This window comes from Aeribacillus sp. FSL k6-2211 (assembly GCF_037966125.1).
GTDB lineage: Bacteria > Bacillota > Bacilli > Bacillales > Aeribacillaceae > Aeribacillus > Aeribacillus composti.
On sequence record NZ_CP150190.1, the window covers coordinates 1226616 to 1239909 of the forward strand.

Consider the following 13294-nt stretch of genomic DNA (forward strand, 5'->3'; position numbering starts at 1 on the left):
AGGAGGAAGTTGAGATTATGAAGAGAAAAAGTTTGTTGCTATCATTTATCTCCTTGCTGCTGATCGGTATTTTATCTGCCTGCGGAGCCGGTGGAGGAAATGAAGCATCAGGGAAAGAAGAAAGCGGAAAAAATAAAGTAGTTATCGGCTATTTTCCAAACATTGACCATGTTCCGGCGATGATTGCGAAGGAAAAGGGCTACTATGAAGAAGCGCTTGGGGATCAAGTAGAGATTGAATATAAAACTTTTCCGGATGGCGGCGCTTTTATGACAGCGTTGAAAACAGGCGAAATTGATGCAGGGCTTGTTGGTCCAGCTCCTGTCATGAATAACTATTCTAATGGTGCAGATGTGAAAATTATTGCTGGTGCGTCATCTGGGGGCACTGTCGTCGTGGCAAGCAAAAAAAGCGGAATCGAAAGCTTAGATGATATTCATAATAAAACATTCATTACTCCTGGTGTCGGCTGCACTCACGATGTCCAATTTGAAACGTATTTGCAAGATTACGACATTGCTTCATCAAGAATCGGCGGCACATTAAAGCATACAACCGGAAACCCGGCTCAATATCAAGCTTTCTTTGAATCGGGAAAAGTGGATTTAGCCGCTGTGCCTGAGCCTTGGGCTTCATTATTAATAAAAGATGGAGCGAAAGTGATTGTCGATACGAAAGACATCGCCTATGGCACTACACTCCCGAACACTGTTTTAGTGACAAGCAACAAATTTATTAAAGAAAATAAAGATTTAGTTCAAAATATCGTCAAAGCTCACAAAAAAGCTGTCGACTTCATCAACGAAAACAAAGAGGAAGCACGCGATATTGCCATTCAATCAATTAAAGATATAACAAATCAAGAGCTTGACCCAGAAATTATTGACAGTGCTTGGGAACGTGTCCGCTATACAACCGAAGTGGATGAAAAAGTTCTTCAAGACTTTTCCAACTCTTCTTACGACTTGAAATTTTTAAAAGAAAAACCGAATCTTAAAGGTCTTGTGGATACAAGCTTTTTGAATTAAGCAATCACCCCCTATACAGAAGATTTTTGAAACTATGCGGCTTCTGGATAGGGGGCTTATTTTTCCATTTTTTGTTGATGTTCATTCAAGATGAAGCAATTGCTAAAACAGGGCTTATCCCGAAAGTTGTTTATGACTATGCCTGTATATTGGGATTCCGCTGTTGCGAGAGCTTTTATCTAATTCGCTCGACTAAGCTCCCATTTTTTAACATTGTTTGCCATTACTTAATGGCTATATGAATTTCAATTTCTCCATTTGGGCTTTAGGCTGTATTTTTCAAGCACGCTCTATTAAACCAGTTTCTTCTTGCTTCCAAATCTTACTCCAAGTTTTAAACATGCCTTGTTCGTCCGTTTTATCTACTTGAAAAACTTTATTTTCATGTTCCTCGGGATTTCAATTAAAAGCTTCCCCATTATTTTCTTCAATTGCAATGCTTAATAAATAATCTCCTCTGTAGTCGCTTTCATAATCATAATAAATTCCGTACACATTGTTTTGATGATGTTCCAGTTTTTAGAAAGCGTTTTCCTACATAGTTTTGATTTGCCCCATCATTTGCTCGTCATGAAAATTATTGGTTCGAATGCTGTCGATTATATACAGCATCATAAACAGTCTTTCCTTTCCATAATATTGATAAAAAAGAGAAGGCGCATCAGTAAAGAATGTTCAGCAAATTTTCCAACGGCATCGTTTATGTTCATCTTTTTTGCTTTCCAGCTTCACCTGCAAAACAAATATCGCATCTTCGTTCTCCGTTCAGCTGCTATATGGAATACGGGTTCGTTTGACAGAAGTTGGCGAAAAATTTATCAAACGATTAGTTTGCCAATTCAATCGTTTCATTCTCTGTTTATTAAATTCTCTTAAAATTTTCCAATTCCTCTAAAGAAGATCACCTCGTTCACAATTTTTCTTAAAAATACGACAGCTTCCGAATTGGATATTTGCATTTTAAAATCAATTCAAAATTTAGGAAGCCTCAGGGAAAATAAAACCGCTTTTATTGAAATGATGGAGGATTAAAGGTGATCCATACAAAAAAATTTCCCTTTTGGCTTTCGCAAAAAAACATTTCAAGAATCGACGGGTTATTTAAAGAATGTTCTTATTTTTCTTTAGTTTTACTGAAAATAAATCAAAATTATCGGAATTGTTGGCAGGAAACGTCTTGAATTTTTTTTAAAACTGAGGTAAAGTTATACCTATCAAAAGTTCATATCGGAATTCTTATCGAGAGAGGCGGAGGGAACTGGCCCGAAGAAGTCTCAGCAACCGGTACAAGGACGGCGGCATGATAACCTTTGTACCAAGGTGCTAAATCCAGCAAGCATTTTGCCGTAAGATATGCTTGGAAGATAAGAAGGAGCCAAACAATAAACGCCTTCTTCTTATGAAGAGGGCGTTTTATTTTTCAAGCCTCCTCTACAGGCAATGAAAGCAGCACATTTTTACTAACTAAAAAAGGAGGAAAGTCAAAGATGAATATTGAAACAGTTTTGGCCCAATTAGGAAATCGAAGTGAAGCTCTTACAGGAACAGTAAGCGCACCCATTTATTTGTCCACAGCCTACCGGCATAAAGGAATAGGTGAATCAACAGGTTATGATTACACTCGGACAAAAAATCCAACGAGAGAGCTTGTCGAGGACGGCATAGCCAAATTGGAGGGAGCCGATCAAGGATTTGCATTTTCTTCCGGAATGGCAGCGATTCAGACGATTATGGCTTTATTTAAAAGTGGAGATGAACTGATCGTTTCAAAAGATTTATATGGCGGGACATACCGCTTGTTTGAAGAAGAGTGGCGAAAATACGGTCTTTCCTTCCACTATGACGATTTTACGTCTCGCGAATATACGGAATCATTAATAAACGAAAATACTAAAGCGATTTTTCTAGAAACGCCCACTAATCCGCTTATGCAGGAAACATCGATTTCCTCATTGGCGGAATTGGCCCGGAAGCACAATTTGCTGCTGATCGTTGACAATACGTTCTACACGCCTGTTTTGCAGCGTCCGATTGAAGAAGGAGCGCATATCGTGATTCACAGCGCAACGAAATATTTAGGCGGTCACAACGATGTCCTTGCCGGCCTGGTCTGTGCAAAAGGGAAAGAAATTTGCGAAAAATTAGCCATGCATCAAAATGCAATTGGTGCGGTATTATCTCCTTTTGATTCGTGGCTGCTGCTTAGAGGAATGAAAACTTTATCATTGAGAATGGCCAAACATCAGGAAAATGCAAGGGAGCTGGCGGCATATTTAAAAGAGCTTCCTGAAATTGATGATGTATTATATCCTGGCAGAGGCGGAATGCTTTCCTTCCGTGTGAAAAAAGAAGAATGGGTCAACCCGTTTTTGCAGAATCTGAAATTAATCTGTTTTGCGGAAAGCCTTGGAGGGGTAGAAAGCTTTATAACGTATCCAGCTACCCAAACACATGCGGACATTCCGGAAGAAATCCGAATTCAAAACGGTGTATGCAACCGGCTTCTCCGTTTTTCTGTAGGGATTGAAAGCGTGGAGGATTTGAAGGAAGATCTCAAGCAGGCATTGCAAGCAGCTGCGAAAGGGGATTTACTAAATGCATGACCAATGGAGCTTTCAAACAAAATTGATTCATAATAAACATAAGGTTGACCCGACAACCGGTGCTGTCAGCGTGGCGATTCAGCAAGCGTCAACGTTTCATCAGCAAACATTGGATGAATCTCCTGAATTTGACTACAGCCGTTCAGGAAATCCAACACGAAAAGCGTTGGAAGAGGCGATTGCCGAACTGGAAGGCGGAGTGAGAGGCTTTGCGTTTGCTTCTGGGATGGCCGCTATATCAACAGCTTTTCTTTTACTTTCTTCCGGTGATCATGTTTTGGTCACAGAAGATGTGTACGGCGGAACATACCGGATCGTTGCCGATGTTTTATCGCGCTTTGGCATTGAATATACGTTTGTCGATATGACGGACCTTGATGCCGTAAAAGCAAATATACGTCCGAACACAAAAGTGATTTACATTGAAACGCCCTCGAATCCGCTGTTAAAAGTGACGGACATTCGAGCAATTGTGCAGCTTGCAAAAGAAAATGGCTGTTTAACATTTGTTGATAATACATTTATGACTCCGGCTTTGCAAAGGCCTCTCGATTTAGGGGCCGATATTGTTTTACATAGTGCAACAAAATTTTTGGCAGGTCATAGCGACTGTTTGGCAGGACTGGCAGTTGTGAAAGATGAAAAGCTTGGCGAAGCGCTTTACAAACTTCAAAATGCCTTCGGCGCTGTTCTCGGCCCGCATGATTGCTGGCTTGTATTAAGAGGGTTAAAAACACTTCATGTGCGGCTGGATCAATCCGTCAAAACAGCTTCTCAATTAGCAGAATTTTTGAAAAAGCACCCTGCCATTAAAAAAGTGTACTATCCAAGTCTTCACGATCACCCAGGGTCAGATATTCATTTGCGGCAAAGTGTCAACGGTGGAGCGGTTTTATCGTTTGAACTAGAAGATGAAAAAGCGGTCAAGATTCTTGCTGATCATGTTCAGCTGCCTGTTTTTGCAGTCAGCCTTGGTGCAGTTGAATCGATCTTGTCGTATCCAGCTAAAATGTCCCATGCCGCGATGCCGAAAGAAGAACGGATCAAAAGAGGGATAACCGATGGTCTTCTTCGATTAAGCGTAGGGCTAGAAAATTTTGAAGACTTAAAAAATGATTTGGAGTCTGGTCTTTCTACTGTTTTGGCCTATCAATAAATTTTTTCTTACCTTAATAGAAGACAGGGAGATGTCGAATACCGACAATTCCTGTCTTTTTTTTATGTTGATAATCTAGCTGACATATTATCCCACATTTTTTCATTTGTTCTTTAATATGATAGTAATGCACCCAAAGTCAAACGAATTTAAAAAGGGGGAGTATCAATGATCAAATGGCGAAGCGGACTTATATTCTTAACAGCTCTTCTTTTCATAATGATCATTTCTGCGTGTGGAAATAACAGCGAAGGAGGAAGCAGCAAAAGTGATGGCTCCAATCAAAGCGGGGAAAAGGCAGGAAGCAAGACGTTAAGCATTTTAACCGGAGGCACAGGAGGAACTTATTACCCGCTCGGCGGATCGATGGCGCAAATTATTTCGGAAGAAACGGACTTTAATGCAAATGCACAATCTTCAGGAGCATCTGCAGAAAATATGCAAGCGCTAAAAAATGGTGAAGCTGATATTGCGTTCTCGCAAACTGATATTGCTGCTTATGCATTAAACGGTGAATTGATGTTCAAAGACAATAAAGTCGACAATGTTAAAGCAATTGGGACTTTATATCCGGAGACGGTACAAATTATTACAACAAAAGGTAGCGGCATTAATTCTGTTGAAGATTTGAAAGGCAAGTCGGTTTCCGTTGGTGCCCCTGGGTCTGGAGTGAATGCAAACGCACAGCAAATTTTAGAAATTCATGGATTAAGCTTTGATGATATTAAAGCGCAAAGCTTATCTTTTGACGAATCAACGGACGGCATTCAATCCGGGAGCATAGACGCTGCATTCATTACTGCAGGGACACCGACGGCTGCAGTTGAATCGCTCTCAGCACAAAAAGAAATTAAAGTAATTCCGATTGCCGATGACAAAATCAAACAATTGATCGAAAAATATCCTTACTATGCTGAAGATACAGTACCAAAGGGGACATATAAAATTCCTGAGGACGTAAAAACAGTCGCTGTAAAAGCGATGCTGGTCGTCCGCGGCGAATTGGATGAAGATGCCGTATACAATATTACAAAAGCGATTTTTGAAAATACAAATAAAATTACTCACGCAAAAGGCAAATTAATCAAAGCGGAGGCAGCCCTTGATGGAATAGGCAATTTGCCGCTTCATCCAGGGGCTGAAACGTATTTTTCAGAAAAAGGAATCCAGCCATAACGCATCAAAGATAGGCCGTTTTAAACGGTCTATCGATTTCATTTATGTAACTCCATTTTAGGCGGGGATTTTCATGAGAGCTAGGATGAAAGCTTTGTTCATCTGTCTTCCCCTTTTTATGACAATCAACGTTTTTTTATTTTTCCTTCCTATTGTAAATGCCATCGCTTTTTATCATGAAGATCAGAATGACTTATTAGGTTATCTGCCTGTCCGTGATGATGACTTGTTTCAAATTCAGTACACTCATTCCATCCATCTTACGGATGTGAAGGAGACATATACATTACGCAATAATAAAATCATTCAGACAGAACTTGAGTATGAAAATTTTGCTGTTGGAATGCCTTCTAATGTGGAAGGGGAGGGGAAATTTTTAGAAAAGGATGGAAAATTTTTTATAAAAAACATGGAGCGAGAATTTTCCTATATTGATTTGAGAATTGGACAAGTACAGGCCGATCACCGAATTGTTTATCAAGGTATTAGCTACAAATTGGCGGATTTTTTTGGACCCGGATCATGGGTAAGAATAAAACCGGCAAAAATCAGTATTTGGCAGCAGGTGAAAGGAGTGAATATTCGTGAGTAAAGAGAAATTTGACGTACTGTCAGAAGAAGAGCAGCAAATGCTGATGGAAAAATATGATCCTGAAGCCGGGACGAGGAAACTAAAAGGAGTGTTGGGCGGCATCGCATTTGCCGGATTATTGGCATTTTCGCTGTTTCAGTTGTATACATCAATTTTCGGTGTTTTTACAGCGCAAATCCAGCGCTCTGTCCATCTCGGTTTTGCGCTTGCTTTGATTTTTCTTTTGTTTCCGGCTAATCGAAAAAAGAGGAAAGAATATAAATTTCAAGTGGCCTGGTATGATATCATCCTTGCGCTTTTGAGCGTTGTCGTGGGGGCGTATTGGCCGCTGTTTATTAACGATATTGTCATGAGAGTAGGGATGCTTACAGAAACGGATTTTTATATTGGCATCATCGCTATTTTGCTAGTTTTAGAGGCAACGCGCCGTGCAGTGGGTTTGCCGATCACCATCATCGCTCTTCTTTTTTTAGCGTACGCTTATTTCGGTCCTTATATGCCGGATTTCCTTCAACACAGCGGACTTAGTTTTGATCGGATTGTGCAAACGATGTTTTTTACGACGGAAGGAATACTCGGAACCCCGCTTGGAGTGTCATCAACCTTTATCTTTTTGTTTCTCCTTTTCGGCTCCTTTTTAATTAGAACTGGGATTGGTCAATATTTTAATGATTTGGCCGTTGCCGTTGCAGGGCGCAGAATTGGCGGTCCTGCAAAAGTAGCTATTTTTTCCAGCGCTCTTCAAGGAACGATCAGCGGAAGCTCAGTTGCCAATGTCGTCACATCCGGCGCGTTTACCATCCCGATGATGAAAAAGCTTGGTTATAACAAAGATTTTGCAGGAGCGGTGGAGGCTTCTTCATCTACAGGCGGTCAGTTAATGCCGCCGATAATGGGGGCAGCTGCGTTTTTAATGGTTGAATTTATCGGAAACGGCATTACGTATTGGGACATTGCCAAAGCGGCAGCTATTCCGGCTATTCTATATTTTGCAGGGATTTGGATCATGACTCATTTTGAAGCAAAGCGAATCGGTTTAAGAGGCTTGTCAAAAGAAGAAATGCCGAATCGGAAAGAAATTTTGAAAAAACTGCATTTGTTAGCCCCGATCGTTGTTATTATTATTTTGCTAATGTCAGGAGTGACCGTTACACATGCTGCCATTTATTCGATAGTCATTTCGATTGTCGCTGGATTTTTAAATCGTGAGAATCGGATGACATTTAAGGATATTGTATTAGCGCTCGTCGACGGCGCCCGTACAGCGTTAGGGGTTGCGGCAGCAACAGCCGCTGCTGGAATTATTGTCGGCGTTGTGACGAAAACCGGGCTTGGTTTGAAGCTTGCCAACGGGCTGCTTGATATCGCCGGGGGCAATCTCATTCCGACATTAATGCTGACGATGATAGCTTCGTTGATTCTTGGAATGGGTTCGCCGACTACAGCGAACTATGTTATTACTTCAACGATTGCTGCACCAGCGATTATTTTGTTGGGGGTACCTGATCTGTCTGCACATTTATTTGTGTTTTACTTCGGGATTATTGCCGACATTACACCGCCAGTTGCTCTTGCAGCCTTTGCCGCAGCCGGTGTATCAGGAGGAGAACCGATCCGAACGGGAATTCACTCTTCAAAATTGGCAATCGCCGCCTTTATCATTCCGTATATTTTCGTTTTGTCTCCGCAAATGTTAATGATTGATACGACATGGCTTGGAATTTTATGGGTAGTCTTTACGGCGTTTTGCGGAATGATCGCAATTGGAGCCGGGATGATCGGATATTGGATGAGAAAAATGCATTTGATTGAACGAATTGCCGCGGTCGTGGCCGGGCTGTTGCTGATTTATCCAGAACGTTTTTCAGACATAACAGGTCTCATCATTTTCATCGCATTATATGCGTTTCAATATATATGGAAATACGGAGCTGATCAAAAAGTGAAAGGTGAAAGCATATAAAGAAGACAGGTTGTTATGAAGAATCGATCCAATGATTAGAACATGATTCTACAGATGGATCATTGAGACGCAGAATAAACGCGGAGAGCCATTCACATTGGAACGAACAAAATCAGGATGAAAGTCGGGGAGCTTGAAAGAGATGTGTTGGAATCGATCCATAAATTTGCAGAAGACGTTCTCCAAAAGGATGATATGATTCAGCTTGTTTTGTTATGCGAAAAATAAAACTGGTTTTTTGACAGGCTGAATTGCTTGTAAAAATGAAAAAGGGGCAAACAAAATTGAAAATACAGCAAGCTTCTAAAAATCTTTTGGGGAACGGCTGCTCGTGTGTAAGCGGTTGATAGCGGGACAGTTTTATATCATAAATAAAAAAAGAGCCTGCAGAAAACTTATTTTTCCGTTTTAGACTGCATGATTTGAAATGCGAGTTTTGTTGGTTCATAACGATCATTTTATAGCATGATTTTTTCCAATTGTTGAGTATGCAAACTTTCTATCAATCCAGTAAGATCGTCCCTTTTCGGTACGAACATTGTGAGTCCGATTTATTTTTGTGCTGCAAAATTCAAAATGTTGTTTAAGAAAAACCGCTTTATGTCACGAATAGGGGGGAAATGGAGCGGCATATCAACCTAGACGGCAAAATGAAATCCGATAGAAAACGAAAATTTAAGTTAAATAGTCTGTTGAATAAACCTGATATTTTAATGTTTCGCCGTTAAAAAGTCGACAAAAAAAAGAGAAAAAGAAAACGCGATTCTTGTATTTCACAAGAACCACGTCATACTAAGGTTTTTAATGATGATTCCGACTGGGCTCGAACCAGCGACCTCCACCCTGTCAAGGTGGCGCTCTCCCTGCTGAGCTACGGAATCATATTAACAAAACAGATGAATTTCTAATGCGTTTTTTTGACAATATCTATTGTAATGTTGTTAAAAAAATATGTCAAGCCATAATATGCAAGTTTTTTTACTTGCTGTAGTTTTTAATCATTGATAAGCTCTTCTGGTCTTAGAATCTAAATTGATAAAAGAAAGTGCTTTTAATAGAAGCACAAAATGTTGAGAATTATAAATTATACGAAACGACCAACCGGATTACCGGCGGTTTTTGTTTCTGATTGACGACAAAGTGTAACAGTAGTTATTTTTTCGTTTTATCTAAATAATCTGTAAGGAGTCCTCTTTGTTATACAAAATGATAGGAAAGAAAAACGAAAAACAGGAGTGTCCTTTTGCCATTTATGCAATATTTTTGAAATCGTTTTAATAATTTGATAGGATAACATTTATAATATCGATCATTTTTGAAAATCCTTATAAAGGAATGTGATAAAAAATGAAAAAAGACCAAGTCTTGGATCAGAGGCACCGCCCTTTGCGCGATTTGCGTATTTCTGTAACCGACCGATGTAATTTCCGGTGCACGTATTGTATGCCGAAAGAGATATTCGGAGACGATTATCAATTCCTTCCGAAGGATCACTTGTTGACGTTTGAAGAAATTGCCCGGCTCACGAAAATTTTTGTTGAGCTTGGCGTGAAGAAAATTAAGCTGACGGGAGGCGAACCGCTTCTTCGAAAGGATGTATATAAACTAATTGCCATGCTTTCAAAAATTGAAGGAATTCATGATATTGGTTTGACAACAAACGGCGTGTATTTAAAAAAGTATGGCTCAAAATTGTATGAAGCAGGTCTTCGCCGATTGAACATCAGCCTTGATGCAATTGATGACGATACGTTTCGCCGTCTAAATGGACGAAATATATCAGCAAAAACGGTCTTGGCAAATATTGATTATGCTGTATCGATCGGATTTTCGGTTAAAGTAAATATGGTTGTACAAAAAGGAGTAAATGATCACCAAATTTTGCCGATGACGGAATACTTTAAAAACAAGGGGATTCCATTAAGATTTATTGAATTTATGGATGTAGGCAATACAAACGGCTGGAATATGAAAGATGTCTTGATAAAAAAAGATATTGTAAAGATGATTAGTTCTGTTTATTCCATTGAACCAATTGATGAAAACTACTTTGGAGAGGTAGCCAAGAGATATCGTCATCAAGACACAGGTTCAGAAATCGGATTTATTACATCAGTATCAGAACCATTTTGTTCAAGCTGTACGAGGGCGCGTATTTCATCAGACGGAAAGCTGTACACTTGTTTATATGCCCACGAAGGATTTGATTTACGGGATTTCATTCGTTCAGGAAAAAGTCCAGAAGAAATCAAAATGGCTATTGAACGTGTTTGGCAAAATCGTAAAGATCAATATTCTGTTGAACGTACAGAAAACAAAGGTATGTTGAACAAAAATAAAATTGAGATGTCATATATAGGAGGATAAACAATCGGCGTTTGGTGATGAAATGCTGATTGTTTTTTATTTTTTTTAGAAAATTCGAAAGAGAAAAAAATTAAAATTGAAATCGCAAAATTTTTAAACCATTAAAATACATTTTTATCTAATATATAGAAGCAAGGAGGGGAGCAATTGGCTGATGTATTAATTGTTGATAATGATAAATCTGCTCGGAAGGATTTAAAGTCAATTATTGAAGATAGTAAATTCAGCTTTCTTTCCATTTATGAAGCAAGTACATCTCAACGAGGTATGATCCTTTTAAAGCAAAATCGACCGACTATACTCATTGTGGATATCTCCTTGCCAGATATAGACGGTATTAAATTAGGGAGATCAGCGTTGCAACTGTATCCAGATTTGCCCGTGATTGTTGTGACTCAGTTAAAAATGTTCGAGTTTGTTCAGGAAGCGATCAACTCAGGTTTTTCAGCTTATTTGTTGAAACCGCTTTCCAAAAATGAACTGCTTGATACATTTGAGCGGATTTTGCCCCAAGGATTAAATAAAGAAATTAATCAAACCATCAATGGTAAAAGTCATTTTTCCTCTGACTTAAAAAATCCGATCGAAAGTGCCATTCAGTTTATTCAAATGAATTATGGCTATGCTCTTACTCTAAAAGAAGTAGCAAATCAAGTATATTTAAGTCCATCTTATTTCAGCCGATTGTTTAAAGAAGAAGTTGGTATGACATTTGTGGAATATTTATCGTTTGTTAGAGTTCAAAAAGCTAAAACGCTGCTTAGAGTTTCGAGTCTTCCGATTGAAATTATCGCTAACAATACCGGTTTTTCAAATGCAAGCTATTTTGCAACCGCTTTTAAAAAAATGGTTGGGAAGACGCCAAGAGAGTATCGGGAGCAGTTTCATTTTGAAGAATAGGAGGTGAAGTCGTGATTACGATTAAAAAGGAATTGGAACGCTGCAAAAAGGAAGGGTTATCAGGTGTTATTGGAACCATTATTTCTACAAAAGGATCTACCTACCAAAAGACAGGGGCAAAATGCTTCGTATCAGAAGATCGAAAGCTAACAGGTCTTTTAAGCGGAGGCTGCGTCGAAGCAGATATTGTGGAACATGCTGTAAAAGTGCTCGAAACGGGAAAACCGGCAGTTCTCCACTATGATTTTTACGGAGAAGAGGATATTGTTTGGGGACTTGGTGTCGGCTGTAATGGAAAAATGAACATTTTTTTACAACCATATCTGCCAAAAAAGCAGCCTGAAAGGACAGAAGTGATTGATCAATATTTTTCACAATCCCTCCAAAAACAATTACACGCTGTCACGATCGTGAATGCGAAAGATGAAAATCTTCAAGGAAAAATGTGGATCCTAGACCCTTTGCAAAGTAATGACGACTCACTTATTACCGTTTCTGAAATTGCTCATGATTATCAAGATCGGAAAAACAATTTAAAAAATGAAATGGTTTATTTAGGTGGTGAAAAAGAATTGTACGTATATTATGAATCATTAAGTCCACCACCACACTTAAAGATTTTTGGCGCAGGTCCTGATGCCATTCCGCTTGTCAAAATGGCGAAAAGCTTGAAATGGATTGTGACTGTTCTTGACCATCGTCCTACTTATTGCAATGAAAATAATTTTCCTGATGCTGATTTTATCCAAGTTTATCCTAAAGGGTCTGTTCCTGACGTTTCGTTTAATGAAAACACATATGTCATTATAATGACACACAATTTTTTGCACGATCAAGAAATATTAGAATCCATCATTCATTCAAATGCGGCTTACATTGGCCTTTTAGGTCCGAAAAAAAGAACTGCCCAATTAATTGAAAGCAGCCAAACTCTAAAGGCTCATCCTTCTATTCGGCAAATTCATAGTCCTATCGGTCTTGATATTGGAGCGAAAACACCGGAAGAAATTGCCTTTAGTATTTTGGCTGAAATTATGACGGTGTACAGAGGCGGAACAGGAAAGAAATTATCAGAGCTGGCGGCAATGGCTTATTCCTAAAAAAGATACATCAGTCATAAAGGTAAAAAAACATATTTTGTTGTGTTGTCAGCTGCAGTTTTTTTAAAGCGGATGGTCAAACACAATCTATTAATACCATCTATTGGAAAGGTATTAACCAAAATACCGTGGATGTAAGTAAAAAATCTCAGTTAAGCGGTAGTGTTGCTGTCTTAACTCGGAACTGAAGTTTCTGTGAAATAAGTAAACCGATTGGTTTTGGGTGATATTACCAATCAAGGTTGATTACGTTGCTAAAAATAAGATTAAAAAATGCATCTGACAAGACTGACACCATTGTTGCGTTATTGTGCTGTGATTCAATGCTATGAAAGAAATGGGAACCTGTTTATTGTTCAAGCAAAATATCGAATTAAAAAGGTCATCCAGTTCTTTTTAAGTTTTCTTA

9 protein-coding genes, 1 tRNA gene and 1 riboswitch are annotated in these 13294 nt (G+C 39.0%); of the genes, 9 read left to right on the forward strand and 1 reads right to left on the reverse strand.

Annotation, left to right across the window (positions count from 1 at the left end):
- Nucleotides 1-17: 17 nt before the first annotated feature.
- The 6 genes from NSU19_RS06080 (at nucleotide 18) to NSU19_RS06105 (ending at nucleotide 8518) form a co-directional block, all read left to right on the forward strand.
- Entirely contained in the window at nucleotides 18-1028 is a 1011-nt protein-coding gene (locus NSU19_RS06080; protein WP_339199254.1) for an aliphatic sulfonate ABC transporter substrate-binding protein, read from the forward strand.
- 1233 nt (nucleotides 1029-2261) lie between these two features.
- Nucleotides 2262-2399: riboswitch (SAM riboswitch) on the forward strand.
- Between the two features lie 116 nt (nucleotides 2400-2515).
- Nucleotides 2516-3631, forward strand: a complete 1116-nt coding sequence (locus tag NSU19_RS06085) for a methionine biosynthesis PLP-dependent protein (RefSeq protein ID WP_339199257.1) — start codon at nucleotides 2516-2518, stop codon at nucleotides 3629-3631.
- Entirely contained in the window at nucleotides 3624-4787 is a 1164-nt protein-coding gene (metC, locus tag NSU19_RS06090; RefSeq protein WP_339199259.1) for a cystathionine beta-lyase, read from the forward strand. The genes NSU19_RS06085 and metC overlap by 8 nt, the downstream gene beginning before the upstream one ends.
- A gap of 168 nt (nucleotides 4788-4955) precedes the next feature.
- A complete protein-coding gene (locus NSU19_RS06095; protein ID WP_339199261.1) occupies nucleotides 4956-5963 on the forward strand; it encodes a TAXI family TRAP transporter solute-binding subunit in 1008 nt (335 codons plus the stop codon).
- A gap of 73 nt (nucleotides 5964-6036) precedes the next feature.
- The gene (locus tag NSU19_RS06100) at nucleotides 6037-6555 is read left to right on the forward strand and encodes a DUF1850 domain-containing protein (RefSeq protein ID WP_063387530.1); all 519 of its coding nucleotides are present in this window, start codon (nucleotides 6037-6039) and stop codon (nucleotides 6553-6555) included.
- Between the two features lie 37 nt (nucleotides 6556-6592).
- A complete protein-coding gene (locus NSU19_RS06105) occupies nucleotides 6593-8518 on the forward strand; it encodes a TRAP transporter permease (protein ID WP_339199972.1) in 1926 nt (641 codons plus the stop codon).
- An 808-nt stretch (nucleotides 8519-9326) separates the two neighbouring features.
- Here NSU19_RS06105 and NSU19_RS06110 read toward each other — a convergent pair.
- Nucleotides 9327-9399, reverse strand: a tRNA-Val gene (locus NSU19_RS06110).
- Between the two features lie 466 nt (nucleotides 9400-9865).
- On the opposite strand from NSU19_RS06110, the gene moaA reads away from it, so the two are divergent.
- From moaA to NSU19_RS06125, 3 genes are all read left to right on the forward strand, one after another.
- Nucleotides 9866-10885 (forward strand): GTP 3',8-cyclase MoaA, encoded by a 1020-nt coding sequence (gene moaA / locus NSU19_RS06115; protein ID WP_339199265.1) that lies wholly within the window; start codon nucleotides 9866-9868, stop codon nucleotides 10883-10885.
- A 147-nt stretch (nucleotides 10886-11032) separates the two neighbouring features.
- A complete protein-coding gene (locus NSU19_RS06120) occupies nucleotides 11033-11785 on the forward strand; it encodes a helix-turn-helix domain-containing protein (protein ID WP_339199267.1) in 753 nt (250 codons plus the stop codon).
- An 11-nt stretch (nucleotides 11786-11796) separates the two neighbouring features.
- Nucleotides 11797-12885: an XdhC/CoxI family protein gene (locus tag NSU19_RS06125; RefSeq protein WP_339199269.1), complete on the forward strand. Its 1089-nt coding sequence runs from the start codon at nucleotides 11797-11799 to the stop codon at nucleotides 12883-12885.
- Nucleotides 12886-13294 lie beyond the last annotated feature (409 nt).

Excerpts from the sequence above, each read along its gene's own strand:
- NSU19_RS06080 (WP_339199254.1), top strand. The coding sequence starts at position 18 with ATGAAGAGAAAAAGTTTGTTGCTATCATTTATCTCCTTGCTGCTGATC.
- NSU19_RS06085 (WP_339199257.1), top strand. The coding sequence starts at position 2,516 with ATGAATATTGAAACAGTTTTGGCCCAATTAGGAAATCGAAGTGAAGCT.
- metC (WP_339199259.1), top strand. The coding sequence starts at position 3,624 with ATGCATGACCAATGGAGCTTTCAAACAAAATTGATTCATAATAAACAT.
- NSU19_RS06095 (WP_339199261.1), top strand. The coding sequence starts at position 4,956 with ATGATCAAATGGCGAAGCGGACTTATATTCTTAACAGCTCTTCTTTTC.
- NSU19_RS06100 (WP_063387530.1), top strand. The coding sequence starts at position 6,037 with ATGAGAGCTAGGATGAAAGCTTTGTTCATCTGTCTTCCCCTTTTTATG.
- NSU19_RS06105 (WP_339199972.1), top strand. The coding sequence starts at position 6,593 with ATGCTGATGGAAAAATATGATCCTGAAGCCGGGACGAGGAAACTAAAA.
- moaA (WP_339199265.1), top strand. The coding sequence starts at position 9,866 with ATGAAAAAAGACCAAGTCTTGGATCAGAGGCACCGCCCTTTGCGCGAT.